The organism is Nocardioides proteolyticus (genome assembly GCF_051280635.3).
GTDB lineage: Bacteria > Actinomycetota > Actinomycetes > Propionibacteriales > Nocardioidaceae > Nocardioides.
This window is the reverse complement of record NZ_JBNBPO030000018.1, coordinates 42178-68537: the sequence shown is the minus strand read 5'-3', so window position 1 is coordinate 68537 and position 26360 is coordinate 42178. Positions and strand designations below refer to the sequence as shown.

Genomic DNA, 26360 nt, shown 5'->3' with positions numbered 1-26360 from the left:
CGGAACCGGCGCCATGCCCGGTCTGGACGTCCGCCGCCACCGGCCATGGGTGACGTCGCCGAGACGGGACGGATGACGCCCACCGCGGCGGGCACCATGTCGAGGTGTTCACCGATGCCCCGGGCGACTCGCCGCTGACCGCCGTACCTCCCGACTACGACGGCGGCGGCACCGGCCGCTGGTTCCTGCTGCCGGACGGCCCCGACGCCGGACGGCGGCTTTACTTCTGGGAGCGCCGGCTCGGCGACGGCGACGGTCCGGTCGTCCTCCTGGTGCACGGCAACCCCGAGTGCTCCTACACCTACCGCCACGTCGTGCAGCGGCTCCGGGCCGCCGACCTCCCACCGGGGACGCGGGTCGTGGCGGTCGACCACCTCGGCTTCGGCCGGTCCGACCAGGCCCGGTTCGAGATGGTCGACATGCACCACGCGGCCAACCTGCGGGCCCTCGTCCGGGCCCTCGACCTGCGGGACGTCACGCTCGTCGTGCACGACTGGGGCGGCCCGATCGGCATCGGCGCGCTCCTCGACGACCCCGACCGGGTCCGTGGCCTCGTGGTGCTGAACAGCACCGTGTTCCCGATCCCCTCCGACGGCCCCACCTACCAGACCTACCCCTTCCGCCTGCTGCCCTGGGCACGGACCCCGACGCTCGTGCCGGACCGGCTCTGGGGCGCGATGGCGGCCGCGGTGGTGACGATGCCGAGGACCGGCGTCACCGGTCTCACGACGGCCTCGGTCCGCGCCGCCGCGCAGCTCCGGCCGGGTGGGGGGACGGAGGCCGAGGCGGTGTTCCGCCAGCAGTTCGCCTCCACCGCCAACGTGCGCAGCTCCAAGCGGATGGTCCGCCAGACACCGGTCTGGGGCCACGGCTACCGGTACGACGACCCGCGGCTGGGTCCGCAGGACAACACGCCGTTCTACCGGTCGATCCAGCAGCGGCTCCCGGAGGCGTGGGGGTCCGCCGGCTCAGCGATCCCGGTCGCGGCCGTCTTCGGCGCCTGGGACCCGCTCGCCAAGCTGGCGGTGCTCGCGCAGTGGGCGGCGGCGCTCCCGCAGGTGCGCGACGACACCAGCGTCCTGGCGGGCGTCTCCCACTTCGTGGAGGAGCACCGGGCCGCCGAGGTCGCCGCGGCCGTCGCCCGGGTGGTCAGAGGTGGCCGCTGAGCTGGGCCATCCGGGTGGCGAGGGCGTCCACCATCGCGCTCGCCCGCTTGGCGGAGATCGCGGAGCCGGCGTCGCCCGCCTGGCTGGAGACGGGCAGCACGTCGACCGAGAGCCGCGCCCCGCCGGCCAGCGCCCGCAGCTCGTCGACCTTGTCGCCGAAGGGCGAGCCGCTGCCGGGTGAGTAGTAGCGCACGACGTCGTCCAGCTCGTCGGCGTACAGGTCGGCCTTCGTCACCGCGATCACCAGCCAGACCGGCTTGTCGCGCCGCACCGCCATCGAGGCGATGCGGTGCGCGGTGATCGTCCAGTCCTCGAGCTCGGTGCGCAGCTGCTCCTCGCGGGTCGCGGTCGCGGCGCCGGTGGTCCCCGCGGTGCGCCGAGGGGTGGCGTGGCCGTTGGCGACCACGTGGATCACCCCGTCGACCGGCTCGTCGTGGAAGACCTCGTCGAGCGCCCCGAGCCGGGTCGCGGCGTTGTCGCCCGGCACCACGAGGAACCGGAAGCCGCGCAGGCGGGCGGACCGGCGGGTGCGACGCTCCATCACCGCCGAGCCGACCTCCGCGCCGCCGTCGCCGGAGGTCCGCCGTGCCAGCCGGTCGACGAGCTGTGTCTTGCCGACTCCGGTCATGCCGGTGACCGCCACCGTCGGGAAGCGGCGCCGGAGGATCCGACCCACCCGCTCCGGCGCCGACGCCAGGCCGGTCAGCACGCCGCCGGCGACGGTGGCTCCGAGCGCGGCGCGGCTGGAGCCGGGCAGGATCGCCCGGGCTCGGGCTCCTGGACGGGACACGGCGCCTCCTGGACTCGTCGGTCTGTGCCATGCCCGAGCCTACGTTCCGGCCGCTGGGCCGGCCCGAGCATGTCGGCCCCGGCGCGGGGTACCGCTCCCCCATGACGGACAAGAGGCTGAGCAAGGGCGACAAGGTCGAGTGGAACAGCCACGGCAGCACCGCCGAGGGCACCGTGAAGGAGGAGATCACCACCGACACCCACGCGGCCAAGCGGGACGTCAAGGCGTCGAAGGACGACCCGCAGTACCTGGTGAAGAGCGAGAAGAGCGGCGGTGAGGCGGTCCACAAGCCGGACGCGCTGAGGAAGAAGTAGCGCGCCGTCCACCCCGGCGGGATGCTCGCGGTCGTCCCGCCGCAGGCCCGGGCCGAGCGCCCGGGTGGAGGTAAAGCCACCGCGAACCGCGCGCGGCCGGCCGATCGCGCCGCTAGCGTTGCGGCCAGGGAGGCGCTGCCACAGGGCGGTCACGGGGACACGCTCCACCGCGCGCCAGGGGAACGAGGACCGATGAACCGCATCGGCGACCAGCTCGTCAGCGACGGGCGCATCGACCGGGCGCAGCTCCAGACCGCGCTCGACCGCCAGCGCGCCGTGGGCGGCTATCTCGGGCAGCACCTGCTCGAGGCCGGAGGGATCACGCGCGGCGAGCTCCACGCCGCCCTCGCCCACCAGTGGCACCTGCACACCCGCAACCTCGACACCGACCCTCCCGAGGGCCGCTTCACCGGCCTGCTCGACATCGAGGAGACCATCGCCCTGGGCTGGGTGCCCTGCGAGATGACCGACGACGGGACCTTGGTGGTCGCGACCTCGGTGCGGCCGGACGTCGACCTGGTCGAGGAGGTGCGCGACCGCTTCCCCGGCTCCCCGGTGTCGTTCGTCGCCTGCACCCGTCGCGACCTCGACCACCTGGCCGCTCGGGTCCGCCAGCAGCGCGGCCTGCTCGGCAGCACCGACGAGGCACCCGCCGACCACGCACCTGCCGCCCTGGTCTCGCACCTGCTGGTCGCGGCCCTTGGCGCCACCGTCGGCCTGACCGCGGTGGCCCTGGTCCCGGCGGGCCTCCTCGCGGGCATCCTCGTGGTGCTCGGGCCGCTGTTCCTGCTGGCCGTCGCCCTGCAGTGCGGCACGGCGCTGCGGGTCGCCGCGCGCGAACGCGCGTCGCAGCCGTCCTTCCGCAGCGAGCCGGACCGCGCCGACGCGGTGCTGCCCGTCTACTCCGTGCTCGTCCCCGTGCCCGCCTGCCCCGACGCGGTCCGGCGCGTCGTGCGCAACCTGGCGTCCCTGGACTACCCGACCAGTCGCCTCGACGCGGTGCTCCTCGTCGCCGAGGACGACGAGCGCACGCTCGCCGCCGTGCGGTTGGCGGCACCGCCGGACTGGGTGCGGGTCGCCGCTGTCCCCCGCCAGCGCCTCCGGCACCCGGCCCTCGCGTGCGACGACGGGCTCACCCTGGCGCGCGGGCGGTACGTCGTCGCGTACGCCGCCGACGAGGTGCCCGCACCCGACCAGCTCCGCCGCGCCGTACGCGTCTTCGAGTCCGACCTGGCCGAGAGCCTCGAGCGGTTCCCGGATCGCACCCCGCTGGCCGGGCTCCGGGTCCGTCACCGGGACGGGAGCCGGCGCGGCGCAGGCGCCACCGGCGGCGCCGTGCTCGACGACGCGCTGGCCCTGCACCGCGCCGGTCACGGCCCTGGGTCCGACGACGACCTGCGGCGGCACCTGACCTCCACGCACTACAACACCGCGGTGCTGCGCCGCCTCGGCGGTTGGACGGTCGCCGTGGCACTCGGGAGCGTCTGGGCCGAGCCCGGCGTGGGTCCACGGATGCGGACCCTCCCGTCCACGTCGTGCCGGAGCACCGTTCCGGGCGTCGACGGGCGGCTGCGCCGCCGCGCGGACGAGATCGCGCTCGCGGTGCGGATCGCGACGGCGCGAGCGCGGGCAGCGGTGCTCGGGGTGCCGTTCCGCGGCGACGTCCCCCTCGCGCGGCGTGTCATCCGCGGCTTCACGATGCCGGCGATGTTCCTCGCCTATCCGGTGCTGCTCGCCGCGACGGCCGCGTTCGCCGCGCGCGTGGGAGTCGAGGACTCGGCTGTGTCCCGGTTCGGCCTGGCCGGCAGCGGCTCGGTGGTGCTGGCGCTGGCGCTGGCGGTGGTCGTGGGCAGCGCCCTCGGTGCGATGCGGTGCAGCTGGACGGGCTGTCTCCACGCCCTCCTGGTGCCGCTGCACTGGCTCCTCCACGCCGCGGCGGCGTGGTACGCCGTGATCGCCGTGCTGCCCCGGGACGCCGGGCCCAGCCCGGCAACCCAACAACGTGGGCCGAGCGGGCGGGCTAGCGTCCGCGAGGACCGTAGGCAGGGTCCTTCTTCTTGAACGCCGCCTCGCGGGCGGCCTTGGTGTTGGCCGCCACCAGCAGGAAGACCTGCTCCATCCGCTCCCGGGCGAAGGTCCTGCGCGGCGAGGCGCTCCACGTGTCGTTGAAGAGCCGCTTGGCGGCGGCGAGAGCGTCCGGCGACCGGTGCGACAGCTCCTCGGCGAGCCGGCGGGCACCGGCGACCGGGTCGTTGTCGAGCCGGGTGACCAGACCGAGCTCCTGGGCCCGCGACCCGTCGAAGATCTCGGCCGTCATGGTGAGCAGCTTGGCCTGGTCGATGCCGACCAGCTCCTTCAGCGCCTGGACGCCCGACATGTCGGGGATCAGCCCCCACTTGCCCTCGAGCACCGACCACCGCGAGTCGGGCGTGGCGACGCGGAAGTCGGCGGCCAGCGCGATCTGCAGCCCGCCACCGAGGCAGTGACCGTGCACGGCCGCGATCACCGGCACCGGGATCCGGCGGAAGGCCCACGGGGCCTCCTGGAAGACGTTGGTGCCGCGCAGTGGGTGCGGGACGAAGCGCTTCGCGATCCGGGCCGGGTTGCGCAGCACGGTCGCGAAGTCCAGTCCGGCGCAGAACGCGTCGCCCTCGCCGCTGAGGATCACCGCCCGCAGGTGCTTGTCCTTGCGCAGCGACCTCGCCGTCGCGACCAGGTCGTCGAGGATGTCGAGCGTGAGCGCGTTGAGCTTGTCGGGCCGGTCCAGCCGGACGTGCGCGATGCCGTCCTCGATCGTGCAGGTCACGTTGCTCATGCGCAGAAGGGTACGGGGGGCCGCGCGGCGCGACCCCGCCGCCCGCAGGGAAATCGGTGGCCGGCGGCACCGCCGACGTGACACAACAGGGGGATGACGTCCCGCCTCACCGAATGCGTCGTCGACTGCGCCGATCCTGCCGCCCTGGCCCGGTTCTGGGCCGCGGTGCTCGACTACGTCGTGGTTGACGAGCAGGTCCAGCCGGGCGAACAGGGCGAACCGGTCGAGCTGGTCGAGCTGGTCGAGATCGCGCCCGCGGCGCTGAGCGACCAGCAGCAGGTCGACGCCATCCGCTCGGGGCCGATCGTCCCCACCCTGCTGTTCCTCCGGGTGCCCGAGGGCAAGACGGTCAAGAACCGGCTGCACCTCGACGTCTCACCGGTCGACTCCGACCAGGCCGGCGAGGTGGCTCGCCTCGAGCGGCTCGGTGCGCGGCGTACGGACCTCGCACCCCCGGGGGCGAGCTGGGTCGTCATGCACGACCCCGAGGGCAACGAGTTCTGCGTGCTGCGCAGCCTGGCTCCCGGGCACTTCAGCCCGTGAGCCACCGAGGCAGGCCTCAGGCCGCGGCGGCGAGCTCCTGCCGCTTCGCCTTGCGCTCCAGGTCCATCTGGATGACCTTGCGCGTGCGGCGGTCGGCGGTCGCCAGCTTGTAGAGCAGCCCGAGCTGCCGCGGCAGGTTCCTGGCGTTCGTGGTCTCCAGCCAGCCGTTGGGGAACGACAGCCGGACGACCTTGTGCCATGCGCTGGCGACCTGCTGCGGGAGCGGGCGGCTGAGGTAGTTCAGGTCGTACTTCTCGAAGACCGCCTGCACCTTGGGCGCGACCTCGGCGTAGCGGTTGCTCGGAAGGTCCGGGAACAGGTGGTGCTCGATCTGGTGCGACAGGTTGCCGGTCATGATGTGCATCGCCTTGGAGCCGGAGATGTTGGCCGACCCGAGCATCTGCCGGAGGTACCACTCGCCGCGGGTCTCCTTCTCGGGGATCGCGTTGAGCTCGAAGGTCTCCACGCCCTCGGGGAAGTGACCGCACATGATCACCGAGTGCGACCACAGGTTGCGCACCAGGTTGGCGGTGAAGTTGGCGGCCAGGGCGGGAAGGAACGAGCCGGTGGGCGCCGCCAGGAGGGGGTTGACGACGTAGTCCTTGGTGGCCTGCTTGCGGATCTTGCGCAGCGTCGCCTTCGCGGCCTTCCTGAACGACTCGGGGCGCTTGTCCTTCGGCTTGCTGAGGTTCTTGCCGAGCTCGAGGTCGTAGGCCGCGATGCCGTACTCGAAGAAGCAGGCGTTGATGAAGTTCCAGAGCGGCTGGCCGAGGTACATCGGGTACCAGCGCTGGTCCTCGTCGACCCGCATGATGCCGTAGCCGAGGTCGTTGTCCTTGCCGACGATGTTGGTGTAGGTGTGGTGGATCTGGTTGTGCGAGTGCTTCCAGCCCTCGGCCGTCGAGGCGTTGTCCCACTCCCAGGTGGTCGAGTGGATCTTCGGGTCGCGCATCCAGTCCCACTGGCCGTGCATGACGTTGTGGCCGATCTCCATGTTCTCGAGGATCTTGGCCACCGACAGGCCGACGGTGCCGAGCACCCACGCCGGCGGGAACGCGCTGACCAGGAGCACCGCCCGCGAGCCGAGCTCCAGCTTGCGCTGCACGTCGACCACCTTGCGGATGTAGGCGGAGTCGCGCTCACCGCGCGTGTCCAACACCTCCTGGCGGATGGCGTCGAGCTCGGCGCCGAGTGCCTCGATGTCCTCGGGAGTGAGGTGGGCGATCGGGTTCTGGGCCTTCTTGGTCACCGTGGTCATGGGATTTTCCTTTCGTCACGCGGTGGTCGAGGAGGTCGCGCTGGCGACCGTCACGGGACTCCGACGTCGAGATGGCAGTCGCCGGCAGGGGCGCTGATGCAGGTCTGGATCGGCACGCCGTCGGGGTTGGTCTCGCCCGGCACGGCGACGGTGAGCTCGCCGTTGCGGAGGTCGCGCACGGCGCCGGACCTCATCGGCAGGACGCAGCCCATGCAGATGCCCATCCGGCAGCCGCTGGGCATCAGCACGCCGGCGGACTCGCCGGCGTCGAGGATCGGCGTGGCGCCGTCGGCATCGACGACCGTGTCGTCCGCGGCGCCGGTGCGGAAGGTGAGGGTGCCGCCCTCCGCCTCGGTCGCGACGACCGCCGGCCGGAACCGCTCGGTGTGCAGGGTGAGACCGCGCTCGCCGTAGTACTCCTCGAGGGTGTCGAGGAGTCCGGCCGGCCCGCAGGCGTACGCCGCGCGGTCGGCCAGGTCGGGGATCCACTCCTCGAGGTCGGCGGTGGTCATCAGCCCGTCGGTGTCGGTGTGGCGCTCGATCAGGCGCAGCCTGCCGGCGTCGGCGTGCGCCCGCAGCTCGGGTCCGAAGATGACCTCGTCGCGGCTCATCGCCGAGTGCACCAGCACGATGTCGTAGGAGGTGTCCGCCTCGCGGCGGGAGTACAGGTTGCGGAGCATGCCGATGACCGGGGTGATCCCGGAGCCGGCGGTGACCAGCAGCAGCCTGGTGGGCGCGGCCGGGTCGGCCGACGGCTCCGGAAGCACGAAGTCGCCCTCCGCCTGCTCCAGGCGGACCATCTGGCCCACACGCGCGCGGTGGACGAGGTGGTTGGAGACGGTGCCGTCGGGGATCGCCTTCACCGTGATCGAGATCCGGCCGTCCCGGCGAGGGCCGTGGGTCAGCGAGTAGGTGCGCCACAGCCGCACGCCGTCGACGTCCACCCCGACCCGGACGTACTGGCCGGGGACATGGCCGGCCCAGTCCCTGCCGGGCTTGATGACGATCGTCGCGGCGTCCCTGGTCTCGGGCCGCACCGCCTCGATGCGACCCTGGAGGCCCGCCGCGGCTCCCGGCCGCAGGGGCGCGAAGTGGTCGAGGATGTCGTCGACGGTCAGCGGGGTGACGGCGGCGTCCAGCAGGTTGCGGACGACGCCCGCCCGCAGCAGTCGCCGCGCCGGACGGGTAGGGCCGGCCGGCCGGGTGGGTTGTGCCTGCGTCGTACTCACGCCTCCAGACTCACACTCCGCGCCGCTAAACTCATGACCGCAGCCGGTGAATCGAGCGCCTCGTTTTGTGCGCGGGGGACAAAAACAGCGGCTGGCCGAGTGACGACCACCAGGAGGGGTACCGTGCCGCGACGCATCCTCCGTGCCCCCCGGTCGGCCCGCGCCGCACTGCTGCCGGCCCGCACGGTCGCCACCATCCGCGCGGAGCTGCCGGCCGTCGCCGACGACGTCGTCGCCCAGATCATCGAGGAGGTGCCGGCCTACCGCGACGCCTTCGAGGGGCCGATGGGCGAGACCATCCGCACCGCGGTGCAGGTCGCCCTCGGCGGCTTCCTCTCCCTCGTCAGCGACCGCCCCGGCCCCAACGCCCTGGCACCGCAGGCCTCGGCGATGGACGGCGCCTACCAGCTGGGCCGCGGCGAGGCGCGGAGCGGCCGCACCAGCGACGCGCTGCTCTCCGCCTACCGCATCGGCGCCCGGGTGTCGTGGCAGCACCTGTCCGCCCGGGCCGTCGACGAGGGCATCGAGCCTGCCACCATGGCGTCGTTCGCCGAGCTGGTGTTCGCCTACATCGACGAGCTCAGCGCGGCGAGCGTCGCGGGCCACCGCGACGAGACCGCGACCGAGGGCAGGCTCCGGCAGCGCATGCTCGAGCGGCTGGGCCGGCACCTGCTCGGCGGCGCCCCGGAGGCGACCGTGCTCGTCGCCGCCGAGCGTGCCGACTGGGCGGTGCCGACCACGCTGACCGCCGTGATCGCGCCCGAGTCGCAGGTCGGCCCGCTGCTCCACTCGCTGCACCGCGGCACGCTCCAGGTCTCCGACCTGCCCGAGCTGGACTCCGCGGCGCTCCTTCTCGTGCCCGACAGCCACGGCCGGCGCCGTTCGGCGCTGCTGCGTGCGGTCGGCGACCGCGACTGCTTCGTCGGCCCGGCCCGTCCGTGGCTCGAGGCACGGTCGTCGTACGAACGAGCGCTCCGGGCACAGGCCCTGGGCCTCGCCGGGGACACCGAGGCGCATCTGCCCCGTCTCGTGCTCACCGCGGACCCGGCGGCGCTGGCGGACCTGCGGTCCGCGGTGCTCGCACCGCTGGCCGACCTCAGGCCGGCAGCCGCGGAGAAGCTGCGCGAGACGCTGCGCGCCTGGCTCCTGCACCAGGGAAGGCGGGACGAGGTCGCGGCCTCGCTGTTCGTGCACCCGCAGACCGTGCGCTACCGGATGACCCAGCTCCGCGACCTGTTCGGCGACCGTTTGGAGGACCCGGATACCGTCCTCGCCCTGACCATCGCGCTGGGCGTGCAGGAGGAGTGACCGGATGGGCCGACCAGGCCATGGACTGCTGTCGCTCGCGCTCGGCGGCGTGCTGCTGAGCGGCTGCTCCTCGCCCGTCGACGCGCGGGCGAACCGGGCGGAGCCCGTCGAGGAGGGCCAGCAGTACGTCGCCCTCGGCGACTCCTTCACCGCGGCGCCGTTCGTCGGCGAGCAGACCGGACCGGGCGTCTGCACGCGGACCGACGCGAACTACCCGCACCTGTTGGCGACCCGGCTCGACCTGGAGCTCGTCGACGTCAGCTGCGGCGGGGCCACGAGCGAGGACCTGACCGAACCGCAGTTCGACGGCGGCGACGGCGTGCCGCCGCAGCTCGACGCGCTCACCGAGGACACCGACCTGGTCACGGTCAGCATCGGCGCCAACGACGACGACCTGTTCGCCTCGCTCATCGTGAACTGCGTCCGGGCCGGCATGAACAACCCCGGCGGCGCGTCCTGCACGCGGCTGGCCCGGCACGACAACGGTCGGATCACCGAGCAGCTCGACGACATCGCCGACCAGACGGTGGACAACGTCGGCGCCATCCTGGACCGCGCGCCCCGCGCCCGCGTCGTCGTCGTCGGCTATCCACAGCTGGTGCCCGCCTCCGGGACCTGCCCCGAGCTCCCGGTCGCCGAGGCCGACTACCCGTTCGTCCGCGAGGTCAACGAGCGGCTCGCCGCCGCACTGGAGGAGGGTGCCGCGGAGGCCGGCGCCGAGTACGTCGACATGTGGTCGCTCTCGAAGGGCCACGACATCTGCGCGGAGGAGCCGTGGGTGGCCGGGCTGCGCCCGGTGCGGGGCGCCGCGCCGTTCCACCCCTACGCGGAGCACCAGGTGGCGGTGGCCGACGCGCTCGAGCGCCTGCTCGCCGAACAGGGCCGCAACTGACGATCAGCAGGCGGGCCAAGGCGGCTGGTCCAGCCGCCGGACAGGAAAGTCGAAGTAGCTGTTCGGGTACGGCTCATCCTCGAGGGTGTAGTGCCACCACTCGCATTCGTAGGCCAGGAAGCCGCTCAGCTCCATGATCGAGCGCAGACGGCGGCGGTTCGCGGCCTCGGCAGCCGTGATGCCGGTCGCGCCGTGATGGGAGACCGGATCCATCAGGTCGTGGTGACCTCCCATCGGAGCGAGCTCCGCAGTGGCAAGGTCGTAGATGGTGAGGTCGACGGTGCTCCCCCTGCTGTGCGCGGACCTGGCTGCCACGTACCCCTGCTCGAACATCTCCGCCCTGGTGATGCTGGGATAGTGGCGGGCCTTGGTCCGGCCGTCCTCCGGCTCCGTCGCCCACCGCACGAATCGGTCCACCGCACGTTGCGGCCGGTAGCCGTCCCAGATCAGCAGGCCGAGACCGAGCGCCGCGGCGTCCCGGCGCGCGGCGTCGAGCGCTACACAGACCGCCCGGGTTCCGACGATCCGGTTGACCGCGTAGCCGTCCACCGGCTTCCCCGTGAAGTTGTCCCAGGTGGCGTACTTGGCATCCCATCGGATATCTGGGACCACCTCGTCGAGGAAGACGAAGTCGCCGCTCACCGCCCTGCCCGCCGCAGCGCCAGGGCCACGAGCCGGTCGATCACCTCGGACAGCGGCAGGCCGGCCGCCGCCATCATGCGGGGATAGCGGCTGTACGACGTCAGCCCGGGGAGCGTGTTCACCTCGTTGAGCACCAGGCCGCCGTCGTCGGTCAGGAACATGTCCACCCTCGCCAGGCCGGCGCAGCCCAGGGCGCGGTACACCCTCAGCGCTGCCTCCTGCACGCGCATCCGGTCCTCGGGGGCGAGTGACGCGGGCACGACGACCGTGGCGTTCTCGGATCCCCGCTCCGGCTCGCTCTCCTGGTGGATACGGAAGAACCCGTGGGACAGGCGGACCTGGTCGACCTCTCCGACCATGACATCGCTGCCGGTGCCGAGGATCGCGCAGCCCACCTCGGCGCCTGCGACGGCCTCCTCGATCAGCACCTTCGCGTCGTACCGTCGTGCCGCCTCGACGGCGCTCGACAGCTCGCCCTCCTGCTCGACCTTGCTGACCCCGAAGGAGGAGCCCGACCGCGCCGGCTTCACGAAGACGGGGTACCGGAGACCCGCCGTCACCGGTTCCTCCCCCGGACCGAGGATCCGGAACGCCGGTGTGGCGATCCCTGCATCCCGTACGACGGCATAGGTCAGTGACTTGTCCATGCACAACGCCGAGCTCTGGATGTCACACCCGACGTGGGGGATGCCCGACAGGGCGAGCAGCCCCTGGATCGCGCCGTCCTCGCCGTACCGTCCGTGCAGGACCGGTAGCACGACGTCCAGGCGCACCGTCTCGAACCGTCGTGGTCCCGGCAGGACGAGGCCGTGGACGCTCGTGTCGGGAGACAGCACGGCCGGCCGCCCTCGGCTCTCCTCCCAGCCGGCCCGGGGCCCGTCGCAGAGGCGCCAGCCGCCGTCGCGGGTGATTCCGACCCAGTGCGGCTCGTACTTCGCGTGGTCCAGGTTCGCCGCCACCTGCTGCGCCGACCTCACCGACACCTGGTGCTCCTCAGACGCTCCACCGAAGAGGATTCCGATCTTCATCCTGTTCATCGCGTCCCGCTCTCGTGGATCAGGCAGTTGAGGAGGGAGTGCTCGACCCGGTCCCTCGCGGCTCGTTCGGTGTGGAACGCCGTGTGGGGAGTGACGACGACGTTCGGCAGCCGCTGCAGCCGCACGAGGTCATCGGGTAGCGGGCGGTCCCGGCAGTCGACGTAGAAGACGCCCTCCTCCCCCTCGACCACGTCCAGGGCCGCGCCGCCCAATCGCCCGTTGGCCAGCGCGTCGACGAGAGCGGCAGTGTCGACCAGGGCACCCCGCCCGGTGTTCACGACGATCGCGCCGGGCTTCATCTGGCCGATGCGCCGCCGATCCAGCAGGTGATGTGTCTCGTCGCTCAGCGGCGTGTGCAGGGTGACGACGTCGCTGCGCCGCAGCAGGTCGTCCAGCGGCACATGAGCGGCGGTCATGGCGCGCCTGTCGTGCACCAGGATGCGGCACCCGAAGGCCTGTAAGCGGTGCACGACGGCGGCGCCGATCCTTCCCGCGCCGACGACCCCGACGGTCAGGCCGCGCAGCTCCCTGCCCGGGGCGCTGCTGAGCCGGTAGTCGTGCTGCTCGACGCGCAGGACGGTGCTCTTCGCCTCCCGCAGCACCATCAGGATCAACATGAGCGTGTGGTCGGCGACGCTGTCGGGCGCGTACGCGACGTTGCCGACCTCGACGCCCAGCCGGGCGGCGTACTCGACGTCGATGTGGTCGCATCCGACACTCCTCGTCGACACGTAGGTGACTCCCGCTCGGCTGAGCTGGCGCAACGTGCGATTCGCGACGGGGACCCGGTGGCTGACACTGATGCACCGGTTGCCGGCTGCCAGCCCGACGTTCGACTCGGTGACGGGCGCGTCCGTGACCGTCGGGGTCACGCCCCGACGCGGCGCCAGCCGTCGGAACAATGCGGTCTCGAGGGCATCGCACCCATACGCGGTGACGCCGATCGGTGCGGCCGGACGCAGCGCCTCCCGAGTCATCGGGCGTGCCCGCTGGATCGACGGCGGAGTCGCCGACAGAGGCGCGAGGCGGGGTGCAGAGCCGGCTGGAGGTCCACAGCCCTTCCCCCGATCACCGTGCGGTCCGTGGGTCGGACGACGCATCTTCGTACATCGGCGGACAGCCCTCGCGCTTTGCTGCAGGACGAAGCTCGAAGTGCCACGGCTCGTTGGCGTAGACCTGGCACAGTCCATATCGGGCTCCGTGCTCGGACAGCCACGTGCGGCCTCCGTCATCGCCGATGTCCACCGCGTCGCCGGACACGTGGCTCGACCTCTCCGGAGTCGCGACCCAACGTGCGGCAGCGTCTGCCGACCCGCGCTCATCGACCGCCTCGGAGAAGAGCCGCTCCTGGTACGCAGCGGACCGCCACCCGCTGTTGATGACGAGCTGGACACCTACCTCCGCCGCATCCGTGGCGGCCGTTCTCAGTGCCTCGGCAAGCGCCGGATCCAGCCGCGCCACGGCCGGGAGGTGGTCGTCGAAGACCGTCGCTCCGTCCGGCACGGCCCCCTCGGCCAGCTGTTGCCGGTCGAGGCCGTTGCCGAGGAGGCGGTCGACGTGCGAGCCGGCAGAGAGAGACGCAGGCGACAACATCGCGAAGACCGCGACCGACGCGACGCCCACCATGACGAAGAAGACCCGGATGGCGGCTCGGCGGGGATCGGAGGTGCCACGTGCTGGCTTGCTGCGAGACATGCCGTCAGTCAAAGCAACACGGCGTTGTCCAGCCGTATCCGGTTTTCGATACGCCGGCGATACCCGGCCGGGCCTAGCATCGGTAGGGCTATGCGCGTGCTGATCGTGGAGGACGAGCCCTACCTGGCCGACGCGATCCGCGACGGGCTGCGCCTGGAGGCGATCGCGGCGGACATCGCGCGTGACGGCGACACGGCCCTGGCGATGCTGGACGTCACGCCTTACGACATCGCCGTCCTGGACCGCGACATCCCGGGCCCGTCCGGCGACGAGATCGCCCGGCACATCGTCGCCACGGGGAGCGGGACTCCCATCCTCATGCTCACCGCCGCCGACCGCCTCCACGACAAGGAGTCCGGGTTCGAGCTCGGCGCAGACGACTACCTGACCAAGCCCTTCGAGCTCAGGGAGCTGGTGCTTCGACTGCGGGCACTCGACCGCCGGCGGGCCCACAACCGACCACCGGTGCGGGAGATCGCCGGTCTGCGCCTGGACCCGTTCCGTCGCGAGGTCTATCGGGACGGGCGCTACGTCGGGCTCACCCGCAAGCAGTTCGCCGTGCTCGAGGTCCTCGTCGGGGCTGAAGGCGGCGTCGTCAGTGCCGAGGACCTGCTGGAGCGGGCCTGGGACGAGAACGCGGACCCCTTCACCAACGCGGTTCGGATAACGGTCTCCACGCTGCGCAAGCGCCTCGGCGAGCCGTGGCTGATCACCACCGTGCCCGGTGCTGGGTACCGCATCGAGGCACCCTTCGCGGAGGCGGCGAGTGGCGGAGACGTCGACTAGGGAACCCGGCCTGAGCGTGCGCCTCAAGCTCACGCTCAGCTACGCCGCCTTCCTGCTGGTCGCCGGATTCCTGCTGCTGGCCGTGGTGTGGCTCTTCTTGCTGCGGTACGTCCCTGACGGTGTAGTCGTCGCTCCGCAGCCGGCCGGGCGGCCCGCGCCTCACTTCCCCAGCAGGTCCGACCTGCTCGACGCGTTCGCACCGAAGGCGGCCATCGTCCTCGGGTTCCTGCTGGCGTTCGGGCTGCTGGGCGGCTGGGTTCTCGCCGGCCGAATGCTCGCTCCGCTGGTCCGCATCACCGACGCGACGCGCAGGGTCGGCAACGGATCTCTGGGAGTGCGAGTCGATCTGGAAGGGCCGAGGGACGAGTTCCGTGAGCTCGCCGACGCGTTCGACGCCATGCTCGGGCAGCTCGAGGCGCACATCGACGAGCAGCAGCGGTTCGCCGCCAACGCGTCCCATGAGCTGCGAACTCCCCTGGCAGTCACGCAGGCGTTGCTCGACGTCGCCCGACAGGACCCCCAGCACGACCGGGGAGAGCTGGTCGAGCGCCTCCAGGTGGTGAACGCCCGGGCGATCGAGCTGACCGAGGCGCTGCTGCTGCTGAGCCGCGCCGACCAGCGATCCTTCGTCCGGGAAGGCGTCGATCTCTCCCTGGTGGCGGAGCAGGCGACCGAGACACTTCTCCCCCTCTCCGAGGAGCGCGGGGTCAGCCTCGAGTGCTTCGGGGAGATAGCCACCACCGTCGGGTCGTACCCGCTGCTGCTGCAGATGGCGACCAACCTGGTGCACAACGCGATCGTGCACAACGTCGCCGAGGGGGGAGTCGTGCGCGTCGGGACCGGTGTCGATGCCGGAGGCGTGGTGCTGGTCGTCGAGAACACCGGCAGGGAGCTCACGCCCCACCTCGTCGCGACCCTCGTCGAGCCGTTCCAGCGGGGTGCTCGCCGCATCCGCACCGACCACGCCGGCGTCGGCCTCGGTCTCGCCATCGTCAAGCGCATCGTGGAGGCTCACGACGGCACCCTCGTCCTCGAGCCGCGGGACGGCGGCGGGCTCCGCGTCGCTGTGCAGCTGCCGCCGGCCGGACCAGCTCCGGCCGGCCTCCGCCAGTGACGTGACGAATCCGTCGCCGGTCACCCTCGGGGCTCGAGCAGCGGCAGCATCAGCTCCAGCAGCGCCAGCTCGGTCTCCTCGGGCGTCAGCCCGCCGTCGTACCGGAGGATCCGCCAGGTGGTGGCGTCACACACCGCGACCACCTGCGCCAGCCGCCGCCTGCGAGCCTCGTGGTCCTCGGCGGGAAGGACCTCGGCGAACGCCTGGCGGCACCAGTCCACGTGATAGGCACGGCCGCGGGCGGCGAGCTCCGGCACCCCCGGCGCCTGGTGCGCCTCGGCGTACACCTTGAGGATCAGCAGCCCGTAGTCGTCGTAGAAGCGGACCAGGCGGTGCAGGGTGCTCCTCGGGTCCTCGCCCATGGCAGCGGCCCGGTCGGCGGCGAGCCGAGCCTGCTCGCGCTCGACGGTGGCGGCGAGCAGCTGGTGCTTGCCACCGAAGCGCCGGATCACGGTCTGGGTGCTGACGCCGGCGTCGGCAGCGACGTCCTCGAGCCGGATCTGGTCGTACGGCGTGGTGGCGTACCGGTCGAGCATCGCGTCGACGATCCGCTCGCCGGTCCGCTCGGCCGCCTCCGCGCGGGCCGTCATCCGGTAGGGCCGAGGGCTGTTGCTTTTCACGTGAGCGATGCTAACGTGAATATTGACGTTACTCCGACTAACTTGAAAGAAGGACTGGAATGACCTCCCTCGACCCCTCGCCCGCGGCCGCGGCACCGGCCCGCCCCAACCCCGACGCCGACGCCGACGGCGAGCGCACCCGCCGGGTCCGCACCCGCCTCGGTGAGCTGCACGTCCGCGTCGTCGGGCGCGGGACCCCGACGATCCTGTGGCCGTCGATGTTCGTCGACAGCCACACCTGGGACCCGGTGGTGCCGCTGCTGCCGTCCGGGCGGGAGTACCTCCTCGTCGACCCGCCCGGGCTGGGACTCAGCGAGCCCCTGCGCGAGGCCAGCGACATCGCCACCGCTGCTGTCGCCGCCACGGACCTCCTCGAGGGCCTCGGGGTCGGCGAGCCGGTCGACTTCGTCGGCAACGCCTTCGGCGGTCACGTGGGCTTCAAGCTGGCCACCGAGCCGGGCGTGCTGCGGAGCCTGGTCGCCGTGAGCTCACCGGCCGAGCCCGTGCCACCGGCGCTGCGCCGGCAGATCAGGATGCTGCTGCCGCTGCTGCGGGCGGCGGGCGCCGTCGGCCCGGTGCGCCAGGCGATCCTCGACGGGATGGTCACCGACGCATCCGCCGCCGACGATGCCGTCCGGCGCGTCGTCCTGGCCTCGCTTCGTCGTCCGACGCGACGGAGCATGGCGCTGGCCGTCCGCTCGTTCATCCTCAACCGGGTCGACGTGTCCGGCGAGATCCCCGACATCCGGGTGCCGAGCCTGTTCGTTGCCTCCGACGACCGCGGCGACTGGAGTCCTGAGGATGCTGCGCGCACCGCGGCCCGCACGCCCCTCGCCGAGGCCGTCACGATCAGCGGTGCACGCACGCTGGTGCCGCTGGAGCAGCCCGAGGCGCTCGCCTCGCACGTCCGGCGCTTCTGGGACGGCCTCGGCTGAGGGCGGCGCCACGGCCCGTGCCGGCGGCCCTGACGTCAGTCCGTGGCCGTGGCGGACTCCGGCGCCGTACCGCCGACGGGCGCTCCGGACATCAGCGCGGTGATCGCCTCCTCGTCGCGGCGGGACACCGAGCCCCAGCCCGGTTCGTAGCCCACCAGGTCGCGCAGCGGGACGGCGTCGCGCTGGGCGAAGAGCACCTCGATGTCGTCGGCGTCGACCAGGCCGGGGTGCAGCACGCCGCAGGTCTCGGCCACCCGGAGCAGGTCGCGGCGCAGGGTCTTGACGTAGTTGGCGCAGCGGACCGCCTTCAACGCGGGGTCCAGGCCGTGGGCCAGCCACGGGTTCTGCGTCGCGACGCCGGTGGGACAGGTGTCGGTGTGGCACTTCTGGGCCTGGATGCAGCCGACCGACAGCATCGCCTCGCGGCCGACGTTGAGCAGGTCGCAGCCGAGCGCCAGCGCGACGATCGCGTTGTCGGGCAGGCCGAGCTTGCCGGCGCCGATGAAGGTGACCCCGTCGGCCAGGCCGGCGCGGGCGAACTCGGCGTACACGCGGGGGAAGCCGACCCGGAACGGCAAGGACACAGAGTCGCTGAAGATCATCGGGGCAGCCCCCGTGCCGCCCTCGCCGCCGTCGATGGTCACAAAGTCCACGCCGCGCTCGGTCGCGGTCATCTGGGCGACGAGCTCGCTCCAGAACCGGAGGTCGCCGACCGCCGACTTGATGCCCACCGGAAGGCCCGTCTCGCCCGCCAGCAGCTCCACCCAGTCCAGCAGGCTGTCGACGTCGGAGAACTCCGCGTGCCGCGACGGGCTCACGCAGTCCTTGCCCACCTCGATGCCCCGGATCTCGGCGATCTCCGGGGTGACCTTCGCGCCCGGCAGCAGGCCGCCGAGGCCGGGCTTGGCACCCTGGCTGAGCTTGATCTCGATCGCCCGCACCGGGGCGCTCGCCACCACGTCCTTCAACCGGGCGAGGTCGAACCTGCCGTCGCGGTCACGGCAGCCGAAGTAGGCGGTGCCGACCTGGAGGATGAGCTCCCCGCCGTTGCGGTGGTACGGCGACAACCCGCCCTCGCCGGTGTTGTGGAGGCAGCCGGCGAGCGCCGCTCCTCGGTTGAGCGCCTCGATGGCGGTGTGGGAGAGGGACCCGAAGCTCATCGCGGAGATGTTCACCACCGACGAGGGGCGGAAGGCGCCCCGTCTGCCTCGGGCCTCACCGATCACCTTCGCCGCCGGCACCGGGGTCTCCTCGCCGGCGCGGGAGTGCGAGGGCGGGACGATGTCGGCGAACGTGCGGTGCTTGATGATCGTGTAGCCCTCGGTGTGCTCCACGTCGTTGTCGGTGCCGAAGCCGAAGTAGTTGTTCTGCAGCTTCGACGACGCGTAGATCCACCGTCGCTGGTCGCGGGTGAAGGGCCGCTCCTCGTCGTTGCCGGCCACGATGTACTGCCGGAGCTCGGGTCCGATCGTCTCCAGCCAGTACCGCGCGTGACCGAGCACCGGGAAGTTGCGCAGCAGCGCGTGCTGCTTCTGCAGCAGGTCGCGCGCCGCGACACCGGCGACTCCAGCCAGCGCGGCGGCGGGAAGGGCCCACGAGCTTCGCCTCATGTGCCGGTCGGTACCCGGCGAGCGGAGTGGCATGCCGCCACGGCCCGTGGGCTCCCCGCGGCGCGAGCGGCCGGCGGGTTTGCCGGGCACCGTTTGGGAGATGTCGATAGCGTGCTCGCGATCGCTGTCGGCCGAGGAGGTGGCGGGATGAGGCGTGCCGTCCCGGTGGCCGCTGCGCTGCTCCTCGCCCTCCTCGCCGGCGGGTGCAACGACGGCGGTGACATCGACGTCGGCGACGTGAGGATCGAGCCCGTTCAGGCGGGGGACGAGTACGTCGCCCTCGGCGACTCCTACACGTCCGCCCCCGGCGTGGGCGTCCGGACCGGGCCGCGCAGCTGCCTGCAGACGGACCTGAACTACCCGCACCTGCTCGCCGAGCAGCTCGACCTGGAGCTCACCGACGTCAGCTGCGGCGGGGCGAAGACGACCGACCTGACCGGCTCGCAGGACCCTGTCGCCGGCCGTCCGGTGCCACCCCAGCTCGACGCCGTCTCCCCGAAGACCGACCTGGTCACGTTGAGCATCGGCGGCAACGACTCCGGAGTCTTCGGCAACCTGGTCACCACGTGCGTGCGCCTCGCGCGGGAGAACCCCGACGGCGCGCCGTGCCAGGAGCTCAGCCAGGTCAGCAACGGGCGCACCGCCGAGGTGCTCGACGCCATCGAGGAGCGGATCGTCGACGTGCTCGGCGAGATCCGCGAGCGGGCGCCGGAGGCACGGATCGTCGTGGTGGGCTATCCGCAGATCTTCCCGGCGAGCGGCACCTGTGACCGCCTGCCGCTCGCCGAGGGGGACGTGCCGTTCGCCCACGAGATCATCCGCCAGCTCACACTGGCGATGAAGGAGGCGGCCGACCGCACCCGCGCCGAGTACGTCGACGTGTGGTCGGCGACCGACGGGCACGACATCTGCGCCGTGGAGCCGTGGGTCGCGGGCGCGAAGCCGGAGCGGCCGGCGACGCCGTACCACCCGTACGCGGAGGAGCAGCGGGCCGTCGCCGACCTGCTCGTGGAGAAGGTCAGCTGACCGCTGGCCGCTCGCGGTGAGCCACCGGCCCGCTCGACCGGGTCACCAGGGCACCGGGCCCGCCGCGTCGATGAAGGTGCCGGACGACTCGTCGGCTCCGAGCGTCGCGGCGCGATGCACCACCTCGGCCGCCTCCTCCGGCGTGGTCGGCGCCTGCTCCCGGTTGCCCGGCGCGAGGTCGGTCTGCACCCAGCCCGGGCACACCGCGGTCACCTTGATCGGCGTGTCGGCGAGCGCCTTGGCCAGCACGACGGTCACCGCGTTCAACGCCGCCTTCGAGGACTGGTAGGCCGGCACCACCATGGCGAACCACGGCGACTCGGGGTCGGTCTGGTGGGCGAGCGAGCCGACGCTGCTCGAGACGTTGACGATCCTGCCTGCGGCACTCGCGCGCAGCAGGGGAAGGAACGCCTCCGTCACCGCCACGGCGCCCAGCACGTTGGTGGCGTAGGTCTGCTCGAACATCGCGAGGTCCAGCACCTCCCGTGGCGCCGGGTTCGTCGCCTCGGGGAGGATGCCGGCGTTGTTCACCAGCACGTCGAGGTGCCCGAACCGCCGGGACACCTCCTCCGCGGCCAGGCGCACCGCTGCGGAGTCGGTGACGTCCATGGCCAGGCCGCTGACGGCGTACCCCTCACGGCGCAGCCGGTCCGCCGCCTCCTCCGCCGCATCGGCCTTGCGGGCCGCGACGACGACGTGGCCGCAGTCGCGGGCGAGCCGGCGGGCCGAGGCCAGGCCGATGCCCCGGTTGGCGCCGGTGACGAGAGCGATCTTCATCTGGGTGCCTTTCGCACGGTGTCGGCCGCCCGCTCGGGCGGCTCGACACCCCATCGCACCAGGGATCCGCGGCGCCTTCTCGCGGCAATCGGACGTCGCGTCGAGGACGGCGCGGAGCCTCTCGTCGGGCACCCGCGCCGCGGCGCCTCACGCAGGCTGCGGCTGCAACGGCGGCCGGTCCAGCCACCGGTCGGCGAAGAGTTCGGCCGGCTGCGGCCGCGCGATCAGGTAGCCCTGGATCAAGGGGCACCCCAGCTCGGCCAGGGCGCCGCGCTGCGCGGGGGTCTCCACTCCCTCGGCGACCACCGCGATCTCGCAGGCGGCCGCGAGGCGGACGACGGCGGCGAGGATCTCCGAGTCGACCAGGTTCTGGCCCAGGCCCGCGGTGAACGCCCGGTCGATCTTGACGACGTCGACCGGGAAGCGCTTGAGGTAGGACAGCGAGGAGTAGCCGGTGCCGAAGTCGTCGATCGCCATCCTCAGGCCCAGCGCCTTCAGCCCGAGCAGGGTGCTGATGGTCAGCTCGGTGTCGGCCATCATCGCGGTCTCGGTGATCTCCAGGCACAGCTGAGCAGGCGGGAGCCCCGTCCGGCGGAGGACGTCGGCGACCTCGGCGACCACGTTCGACCGGCTGAACTGGAGCGCGGACAGGTTCACGTTGATCCTCAGCGGCGGCCGGTCCGGGTGGGCGAGGGTCCACGCCCGGGTCTGCCGGCAGGCCTCCTCCAGCACCCAGGCGTCGAGCCGGACGATCAGGCCCGTCTCCTCGGCCACGGGGATGAAGTCCAGCGGCGGGACGACGCCGCCCGCCGCGTTCCAGCGCACCAGCGCCTCGGCGCCGACGGTCTCGCCGCTCACGGTGTCGACCACCGGCTGGTAGTGGAGCTCGAACTCGCCGTCGTCGAGCGCCCGGCGCAGCGCGGCCTCCAGCTCCAGCCGGGCCCGCGGGTCCTCGCCGGACTCGGGGGCGAACAGCCGATAGGTGCCCTTGCCCGCCGCCTTGGCGGCGTACATCGCCCGGTCGGCGGCTGCGACGAGGGCCTCTCGGGAGCCGCCGTGATCGGTGGTCGCGATCCCGATCGACGCGCTGATGAACACCTCGTGGTCACCGATGACGGCGCCGGACGCGGCATCGGCCAGGATCCGCTCCGCGACCGAGACGGCGTGCCGCGCGTCGGCGACGTCCTCCAACAGGATGGCGAACTCGTCGCCGCCCAGCCGAGCGCAGGTGTCCTCGGGCCTCAGGTTGCGGCGCAGCAGCGCGGCGACGTGGACGAGCAGGTCGTCGCCGACCGGGTGCCCGTAGGAGTCGTTGACCAGCTTGAAGCGGTCGAGGTCGAGCATCAGCAGCGCGTGGCGGGCGGGGTTCCGCTGGGACCTGACGAGCGCGTGCTCGACCCGGTCCTGGAAGAGCCGTCGGTTCGGCAGGCCGGTGAGCGGGTCGTGGAAGGCGAGGAAGGACAGCTTCTCCTCGAACACCTTGCGCTCGGTGATGTCGTGCACCACCAGCACGGCTCCCGCCTGCGGTGCGGCCAACCCGCTGGCGGTGAGGGCCACCGGCACCCGGCGCTCCCCGATCCGCAGCACCGCGTCGTCGTCGCGGACCGGCTCGACCGAGCTGGACAGCTCGGGGAGGCTCAGGACGCCGCCCGCCCGCTCGACCGAGAAGACGTCCGGGGCGCTCCGGCCCACGAGGTCGGAGCGGTGTCCGAGCAGCGCACACGCCGCCGGGTTGGCGAAGGTGATCACACCGCCGGCGTCGAGCGCCAGCACGCCCTCGGACTGCGCGTCGGTGATCGCGGTGAGGTGGGCGAGCAGCTCGGCGCTCCGCAGCGCCTCGGCACCGACGCTGGCGAGCGTGGTGAGGGCGTCGCGCTCCGTGGCGAGCCAGGAGCCGCCGCCGACCCGGTCGTCGACCAGCAGGTCGGTCTCGTCGTCGATCGCGACGCGCAGCTGGCCGGGGGCGCCGGGCTCCCGCCGGGCGACGTACGACGCCGTGCCGGCGTGGAGGACGTCCCTGGCTGCGGTGAGGAGGTGGCTGCGCACGGCGTCCGGGTCGCCGGACCGGCGCAGCGCCACCACGCCCCGCTGCAGCTCCTCGGCGGCGAGGCGTCCCTGCCGCTGCACGACGACGGCACCGTAGGCCGCCTCGATCGTCCAGCCGAGCGCGATCGCCGGCAGGGCGGCCTCCGGGTGCTCCCGGACGGCCACGCCGGCGACCACCCCAAGGAGCAGGGCACCGAAGGACGCGAGCCCTCTCGCGCGCCACTGGTCCCGCAGGCTCGCGAGCACGGGCTCCCCGACCGCGAGCCGCACGATGCCGGCCACCGCGGCCGAGGACACCAGCGCGAACACCAGGCCGCCGACGCCACAGGCGACGATCGCGGCCGGGCTGAGGGGAGCTGCGGTGTCGGACGTGATGAGTGCGGCCGCGGCATAGCCGGCGAGGCCCGCCAGCACCGTCTGACCGACGTTGAAGGCGGTCTTCAGCGGGGCACGCCGGGCGGCGAGGTTGCCGGCGACCGCGGCGACCGCCACGGCGAGCGCCACCTCGACCGGGCCCAGCATGAGGATCATGGGCGGCACCAGCGCCTCGTCCAGGTGATCGGACTCCACGCTGCCGTGCCGGTGCACGAGGCGGGTGGGGCGCAGGTGGGTGTACACGAGCAGTGCCGTCAGCACGAGGAACACGACGGGATGGGCGAGGACCGGCGTGCCCCCGGCCACGGCTGCGACGACGGTCGCCGCCACGGCGGCGGCCGCCACGGCGAGGCAGACCGCGGTCACACCCCCGGGCGGGAGGACCCGGCGCCTGGCGGGTGACGGCGGCGGGCACGCCTCCTCCGCGTCCGGGCCGGGCGCGTGTGGCTCCATCGGATCAGTTCCAGGCCGCCGACCAGAACCCGGTCGACGCCCAGCCACCGGCGTTCCACGCGGCCGAGTTCCAGGCGGCGCTGTTCCACGCGGCCGAGTTCCAGCTGGTCGAGTTCCAGGCCGCGGAGTTCCACGCGGCGCTGTTCCACGCGGCCGAGTGCCAGGCATAGCCGTTCCAGGCGGCGCTCGCCCAGCGGTAGGCGTTCCAGGCCGCGGAGGTGGTCCCGGCCTGGGCCTGCCAGGGCGCGGAGCTCCAGGCAGCGCTGTTCCAGCTCGCGGAGTTCCACGCCGCGTTGTTCCACGCGGCCGACGTCCACGCGGCGTTCTGCCACGGAGCCGCGCTCCATGCCACCTTGTCCGACGGCGGAGGTCCGGCATGCACCAGGGAGCCCTCCGACTTGAACGGCGACCCGGAGCCGTCGGAGCGCGCCAAGCCCTGGTTGGCGACCGGGCCCGTGGGAGCGGCGAGCAGCGCGCGGATGTCCAGCACGCCCGCCCCCTGGGCGGTGGCCGGCACGTCCGGCAGAGCGGAGGCGCTGGTCGTCAGCAGCGCCTTGACCTCGTTGTTGGTCAGCCCCGGGCGCTGCTGGAGCAGCAGCGCGGCGGCGGCGGCCACCTGCGGCGCGGAGAACGACGTCCCCGACCCGCGGAAGTACGCCGGCTCCACCCGTGCGGACGGGAAGGCGGTGTCGACCGTCGACCCGGACGCGCGAGCGGCGACCACGTGGGCGCCCGGCGCGACCAGGTCGGGCTTCGCCACGTTGTCGACCGTCGGGCCGGTGGAGGAGAACGAGGCGACCGCGTCGTCGCCGGGGTCGAGGGTGGTCGCGTCGTCGGTGGAGCCCACCGTGACGACGTACGGGTCGTCGCCCGGCTTGGCGATCCCGGCGGCGCCGGAGTTGCCGGCCGCGACGGTGACGACCAGACCGGCACGCCACGCGCCCTCGACCGCGGCGTTGAGCGGGTCGATCCGCCAGCTCTGCGTCGAGTCGGTGCCCAGCGAGAGGTTGAGGACCCGGATGTTGTGCTTCTGGGCGTTGTTGACCGCCCACTGGATCGCCGAGATCACCCGGATCACGTCGCTGGAGCCGTCGGCGCCGGCCACCTTGAGGGAGACCAGGTGCACCCCGGGCGCGACGCCCTTGACGGCCCCGCCGGAGGCGGAGCCCGAGCCGGCGATGATGCCGCTGACGAACGTGCCGTGGCCGAAGCTGTCGGCGGTGTGGTCGCCCTCCCCGGAGAAGTCACGACCGGCGACGACCTTGCCGTCGAGGTCTCCGGTGTTGCTGATGCCGGTGTCGACCACGGCGACGCCGACGCCCTTGCCGTCGAGTCCGGCCGCCCAGGCGCTCGGGGCTCCGTCGACCTGCGGGTAGATCGCGGACGCCACGTGGCTGTCGGCTCCCCAGTCCGCGTCGGTGACGGCGACGGGCGCGTTGGGCGACACCCGGAGGCCCTGCCCGACGAGGGCGTCGGCCTGCTGACGGGTGACCTCTGCCGCGAAGCCACCGATCAGGGGCAGGCTCACGAAGCCGTCGGCCTCCCGGACCAGCGCCTGCCCGTCCCGCACGGCGGCGCGGGAGCCGGTGACGAGCACCGGCTGGGTGCCTGCGCGGGTGTCCGCGTCGCTCGCGACGTGGGCGACCGCGGGGACGTGCGCGGCGGTGGGTGCGGGGGCGCCGAGCATCGGCGCGGCCGCGACGGAGGCCACTGCGGTGAGCAGCGAGGCGACGGCCATCTTCAGCCGGTTCGAGCGAGAGCTCATGGGGGGATCCACTCTTCTGTCGGGCACCATCGGGGCGGCGACGGTGGTCGGACGACCGACGCCCTGGCTGCTCGGCCGCCGGATCGGCGGGCCGCACCAACACGTCCTGGTCCTGATCGGCACCGCGAGGCCCGTCCTGAGCGGAATCGCGGCACCGGCTCCCACGGCGGTGGTGTGGCCGCACCGAGTCGGCCGGGCGACGGCCCGAGACGGCTCAGGCCCAGCCCACCGAGGGCTCAGGGATAGCGCAGGTCCACGACCTCTTCGCTGATCTCCCACAGCCGGCGCGCTGAGGCCTCGTCGCGCGCCAGCCTGCTGCGGCCCACCACCCGAGGCGTCCCGGCCATCTGCTGCAGACCGCTGGGGCCGACGAAGGTGTTGCCCGGGAGGTCGTCGGTCGCCGCCATCAGGGTCGGCCACGCTCCCGCCGCCGCGGACTGGGAGACGAGCCGGATGCCCGCGTCGAGGACCGAGGCGATGCCACCCGACGCCCGCCCGTACTGGCCGTTGGCGGCGAGGTGGGTGCCGGCGAAGCCCGGGTGGGCAGCGAGCGCGGTGACCGGCAGCTGCGCCTCGCGGAGGCGACGGTCGAGCTCTGCGGTGAAGAGCAGGTTGGCCAGCTTGGTCTGTCCGTAGACCCGCCACCTGCTGTAGCGGCCGGTCTGCTCGCGCGGGTCCCCCAGCGGCGCCTTGCCCGCCCAGTTGTGGAACATCGAGGAGACGGTCACCACCCGGCCGTCCGCACTCTGCACGAGCTGGGGCAGCAGCAGGCCGGTCAGCAGGAAGGGGCCGAAGTGGTTGGTGGCCATCTGCAGCTCGAGGCCGTCGGCCGTCCGGGAGTACGCCGTCCCCATCACGCCCGCGTTGTTGACCAGCACGTCGATCGCGCCGATCCGCGCGGCCGCGGCCGCCGCGTGGCGCACCGACGCCAGGCTGGCGAGGTCGAGGTGGAGCGTCTCGAGCTCCGCCTTCGGCACCTCGTCGGTGATCGCCGCGACGGTCTGCGCGACCTTCTCCGGATTGCGCCCGGCGAGCACGACGCGCGCGCCGTGGCGGGCCAGCTCGAGGGCGGTGTGGTGACCGAGACCGCCGAGGGTCGGGCCGGTCACGACGACGGTCCTGCCGGTCTGGTCGGGCAGGTCTGCGACGTTCCAGTTCATGGTG

24 protein-coding genes are annotated in these 26360 nt (G+C 72.8%); 10 read left to right on the top strand and 14 right to left on the bottom strand.

Annotated elements, in window-relative coordinates:
- The first annotated feature begins 104 nt into the window (after positions 1 to 104).
- The gene (locus ACPOLA_RS12215; RefSeq protein WP_435770713.1) at positions 105 to 1166 is read left to right on the top strand and encodes an alpha/beta fold hydrolase; all 1062 of its coding nucleotides are present in this window, start codon (positions 105 to 107) and stop codon (positions 1164 to 1166) included.
- Here ACPOLA_RS12215 and ACPOLA_RS12210 read toward each other — a convergent pair.
- Positions 1150 to 1956, bottom strand: coding sequence for a GTPase domain-containing protein (locus ACPOLA_RS12210; protein ID WP_435770712.1), 807 nt, complete (start codon positions 1954 to 1956; stop codon positions 1150 to 1152). The genes ACPOLA_RS12215 and ACPOLA_RS12210 overlap by 17 nt on opposite strands.
- 101 nt (positions 1957 to 2057) lie before the next feature.
- Between ACPOLA_RS12210 and ACPOLA_RS12205 the strand changes: the two genes are divergently transcribed.
- Positions 2058 to 2270 carry a hypervirulence associated TUDOR domain-containing protein gene (locus ACPOLA_RS12205; RefSeq protein ID WP_435770711.1) on the top strand — a complete coding sequence of 71 codons (213 nt, stop codon included), beginning with the start codon at positions 2058 to 2060 and terminating at the stop codon, positions 2268 to 2270.
- Positions 2271 to 2462: 192 nt separating this feature from the next.
- Entirely contained in the window at positions 2463 to 4331 is a 1869-nt protein-coding gene (locus ACPOLA_RS12200; RefSeq protein ID WP_435770710.1) for a cyclic di-GMP-binding domain-containing protein, MshE-related, read from the top strand.
- Here ACPOLA_RS12200 and ACPOLA_RS12195 read toward each other — a convergent pair.
- A complete protein-coding gene (locus ACPOLA_RS12195; protein WP_435770709.1) occupies positions 4291 to 5085 on the bottom strand; it encodes a crotonase/enoyl-CoA hydratase family protein in 795 nt (264 codons plus the stop codon). The two genes, ACPOLA_RS12200 and ACPOLA_RS12195, sit on opposite strands and share 41 nt — an antisense overlap.
- A gap of 93 nt (positions 5086 to 5178) precedes the next feature.
- Between ACPOLA_RS12195 and ACPOLA_RS12190 the strand changes: the two genes are divergently transcribed.
- Positions 5179 to 5628 (top strand): VOC family protein, encoded by a 450-nt coding sequence (locus ACPOLA_RS12190; RefSeq protein WP_435770708.1) that lies wholly within the window; start codon positions 5179 to 5181, stop codon positions 5626 to 5628.
- Positions 5629 to 5644: 16 nt separating this feature from the next.
- Here ACPOLA_RS12190 and ACPOLA_RS12185 read toward each other — a convergent pair whose 3' ends face one another.
- Complete coding sequence (locus tag ACPOLA_RS12185) at positions 5645 to 6886, bottom strand: fatty acid desaturase family protein (RefSeq protein ID WP_435770707.1); 1242 nt, start codon at positions 6884 to 6886, stop codon at positions 5645 to 5647.
- Between the two features lie 50 nt (positions 6887 to 6936).
- The gene (locus ACPOLA_RS12180; RefSeq protein WP_435770706.1) at positions 6937 to 8115 is read right to left on the bottom strand and encodes a ferredoxin reductase; all 1179 of its coding nucleotides are present in this window, start codon (positions 8113 to 8115) and stop codon (positions 6937 to 6939) included.
- Between the two features lie 123 nt (positions 8116 to 8238).
- On the opposite strand from ACPOLA_RS12180, the gene ACPOLA_RS12175 reads away from it, so the two are divergent.
- Entirely contained in the window at positions 8239 to 9423 is a 1185-nt protein-coding gene (locus tag ACPOLA_RS12175) for a PucR family transcriptional regulator (protein WP_435770705.1), read from the top strand.
- A 4-nt stretch (positions 9424 to 9427) separates the two neighbouring features.
- Positions 9428 to 10315 carry an SGNH/GDSL hydrolase family protein gene (locus tag ACPOLA_RS12170; protein WP_435770704.1) on the top strand — a complete coding sequence of 296 codons (888 nt, stop codon included), beginning with the start codon at positions 9428 to 9430 and terminating at the stop codon, positions 10313 to 10315.
- Between the two features lie 3 nt (positions 10316 to 10318).
- Here the strand turns inward: ACPOLA_RS12170 and vanX are convergent, their stop codons facing one another.
- The 4 genes from vanX to ACPOLA_RS12150 all read right to left on the bottom strand — a co-directional run bounded on the left by vanX (position 10319) and on the right by ACPOLA_RS12150 (position 13701).
- Positions 10319 to 10957, bottom strand: coding sequence for a D-Ala-D-Ala dipeptidase VanX (vanX, locus tag ACPOLA_RS12165; RefSeq protein WP_435770703.1), 639 nt, complete (start codon positions 10955 to 10957; stop codon positions 10319 to 10321).
- Positions 10954 to 11994, bottom strand: coding sequence for a D-alanine--(R)-lactate ligase (gene vanA / locus ACPOLA_RS12160; RefSeq protein WP_435770702.1), 1041 nt, complete (start codon positions 11992 to 11994; stop codon positions 10954 to 10956). Before vanA ends, vanX begins: the two co-directional genes overlap by 4 nt.
- Entirely contained in the window at positions 11991 to 12971 is a 981-nt protein-coding gene (locus tag ACPOLA_RS12155; protein WP_435770701.1) for an NAD(P)-dependent oxidoreductase, read from the bottom strand. Before ACPOLA_RS12155 ends, vanA begins: the two co-directional genes overlap by 4 nt.
- Positions 12972 to 13062: 91 nt before the next feature.
- Positions 13063 to 13701 (bottom strand): M15 family metallopeptidase, encoded by a 639-nt coding sequence (locus ACPOLA_RS12150; protein ID WP_435770700.1) that lies wholly within the window; start codon positions 13699 to 13701, stop codon positions 13063 to 13065.
- A 78-nt stretch (positions 13702 to 13779) separates the two neighbouring features.
- Between ACPOLA_RS12150 and ACPOLA_RS12145 the strand changes: the two genes are divergently transcribed.
- Complete coding sequence (locus tag ACPOLA_RS12145; RefSeq protein WP_435770699.1) at positions 13780 to 14475, top strand: response regulator transcription factor; 696 nt, start codon at positions 13780 to 13782, stop codon at positions 14473 to 14475.
- A gap of 16 nt (positions 14476 to 14491) precedes the next feature.
- Positions 14492 to 15589 (top strand): sensor histidine kinase, encoded by a 1098-nt coding sequence (locus tag ACPOLA_RS12140; protein ID WP_435770698.1) that lies wholly within the window; start codon positions 14492 to 14494, stop codon positions 15587 to 15589.
- Between the two features lie 20 nt (positions 15590 to 15609).
- Here ACPOLA_RS12140 and ACPOLA_RS12135 read toward each other — a convergent pair whose 3' ends face one another.
- Positions 15610 to 16209, bottom strand: coding sequence for a TetR/AcrR family transcriptional regulator (locus ACPOLA_RS12135; RefSeq protein ID WP_435770697.1), 600 nt, complete (start codon positions 16207 to 16209; stop codon positions 15610 to 15612).
- A 59-nt stretch (positions 16210 to 16268) separates the two neighbouring features.
- On the opposite strand from ACPOLA_RS12135, the gene ACPOLA_RS12130 reads away from it, so the two are divergent.
- Positions 16269 to 17144, top strand: a complete 876-nt coding sequence (locus ACPOLA_RS12130; RefSeq protein ID WP_435770696.1) for an alpha/beta fold hydrolase — start codon at positions 16269 to 16271, stop codon at positions 17142 to 17144.
- 35 nt (positions 17145 to 17179) lie between these two features.
- Here ACPOLA_RS12130 and ACPOLA_RS12125 read toward each other — a convergent pair whose 3' ends face one another.
- Entirely contained in the window at positions 17180 to 18754 is a 1575-nt protein-coding gene (locus ACPOLA_RS12125; RefSeq protein ID WP_435770695.1) for an FMN-binding glutamate synthase family protein, read from the bottom strand.
- Between the two features lie 147 nt (positions 18755 to 18901).
- On the opposite strand from ACPOLA_RS12125, the gene ACPOLA_RS12120 reads away from it, so the two are divergent.
- Positions 18902 to 19780 carry an SGNH/GDSL hydrolase family protein gene (locus ACPOLA_RS12120; RefSeq protein WP_435770694.1) on the top strand — a complete coding sequence of 293 codons (879 nt, stop codon included), beginning with the start codon at positions 18902 to 18904 and terminating at the stop codon, positions 19778 to 19780.
- A gap of 42 nt (positions 19781 to 19822) precedes the next feature.
- Here ACPOLA_RS12120 and ACPOLA_RS12115 read toward each other — a convergent pair whose 3' ends face one another.
- From ACPOLA_RS12115 to ACPOLA_RS12100, 4 genes are all read right to left on the bottom strand, one after another.
- The gene (locus tag ACPOLA_RS12115) at positions 19823 to 20557 is read right to left on the bottom strand and encodes an SDR family NAD(P)-dependent oxidoreductase (RefSeq protein ID WP_435770693.1); all 735 of its coding nucleotides are present in this window, start codon (positions 20555 to 20557) and stop codon (positions 19823 to 19825) included.
- A gap of 147 nt (positions 20558 to 20704) precedes the next feature.
- On the bottom strand, positions 20705 to 23431 hold the full coding sequence (locus ACPOLA_RS12110) for a putative bifunctional diguanylate cyclase/phosphodiesterase (RefSeq protein ID WP_435770692.1): 2727 nt from the start codon (positions 23429 to 23431) through the stop codon (positions 20705 to 20707).
- Between the two features lie 4 nt (positions 23432 to 23435).
- Positions 23436 to 25196, bottom strand: a complete 1761-nt coding sequence (locus tag ACPOLA_RS12105; protein WP_435770691.1) for a S8 family serine peptidase — start codon at positions 25194 to 25196, stop codon at positions 23436 to 23438.
- Positions 25197 to 25432: 236 nt separating this feature from the next.
- Positions 25433 to 26356: an oxidoreductase gene (locus tag ACPOLA_RS12100; RefSeq protein ID WP_435770690.1), complete on the bottom strand. Its 924-nt coding sequence runs from the start codon at positions 26354 to 26356 to the stop codon at positions 25433 to 25435.
- Positions 26357 to 26360 lie beyond the last annotated feature (4 nt).

Coding starts and splice junctions, on each gene's coding strand:
- ACPOLA_RS12205 (WP_435770711.1), top strand. CDS start 2,058: ATGACGGACAAGAGGCTGAGCAAGGGCGACAAGGTCGAGTGGAACAGC.
- ACPOLA_RS12200 (WP_435770710.1), top strand. CDS start 2,463: ATGAACCGCATCGGCGACCAGCTCGTCAGCGACGGGCGCATCGACCGG.
- ACPOLA_RS12195 (WP_435770709.1), bottom strand. CDS start 5,085: ATGAGCAACGTGACCTGCACGATCGAGGACGGCATCGCGCACGTCCGG.
- ACPOLA_RS12190 (WP_435770708.1), top strand. CDS start 5,179: ATGACGTCCCGCCTCACCGAATGCGTCGTCGACTGCGCCGATCCTGCC.
- ACPOLA_RS12185 (WP_435770707.1), bottom strand. CDS start 6,886: ATGACCACGGTGACCAAGAAGGCCCAGAACCCGATCGCCCACCTCACT.
- ACPOLA_RS12170 (WP_435770704.1), top strand. CDS start 9,428: ATGGGCCGACCAGGCCATGGACTGCTGTCGCTCGCGCTCGGCGGCGTG.
- vanA (WP_435770702.1), bottom strand. CDS start 11,994: ATGAACAGGATGAAGATCGGAATCCTCTTCGGTGGAGCGTCTGAGGAG.
- ACPOLA_RS12155 (WP_435770701.1), bottom strand. CDS start 12,971: ATGACTCGGGAGGCGCTGCGTCCGGCCGCACCGATCGGCGTCACCGCG.
- ACPOLA_RS12145 (WP_435770699.1), top strand. CDS start 13,780: ATGCGCGTGCTGATCGTGGAGGACGAGCCCTACCTGGCCGACGCGATC.
- ACPOLA_RS12130 (WP_435770696.1), top strand. CDS start 16,269: ATGACCTCCCTCGACCCCTCGCCCGCGGCCGCGGCACCGGCCCGCCCC.
- ACPOLA_RS12125 (WP_435770695.1), bottom strand. CDS start 18,754: ATGAGGCGAAGCTCGTGGGCCCTTCCCGCCGCCGCGCTGGCTGGAGTC.
- ACPOLA_RS12120 (WP_435770694.1), top strand. CDS start 18,902: ATGAGGCGTGCCGTCCCGGTGGCCGCTGCGCTGCTCCTCGCCCTCCTC.
- ACPOLA_RS12115 (WP_435770693.1), bottom strand. CDS start 20,557: ATGAAGATCGCTCTCGTCACCGGCGCCAACCGGGGCATCGGCCTGGCC.
- ACPOLA_RS12110 (WP_435770692.1), bottom strand. CDS start 23,431: ATGGAGCCACACGCGCCCGGCCCGGACGCGGAGGAGGCGTGCCCGCCG.
- ACPOLA_RS12105 (WP_435770691.1), bottom strand. CDS start 25,196: ATGAGCTCTCGCTCGAACCGGCTGAAGATGGCCGTCGCCTCGCTGCTC.
- ACPOLA_RS12100 (WP_435770690.1), bottom strand. CDS start 26,356: ATGAACTGGAACGTCGCAGACCTGCCCGACCAGACCGGCAGGACCGTC.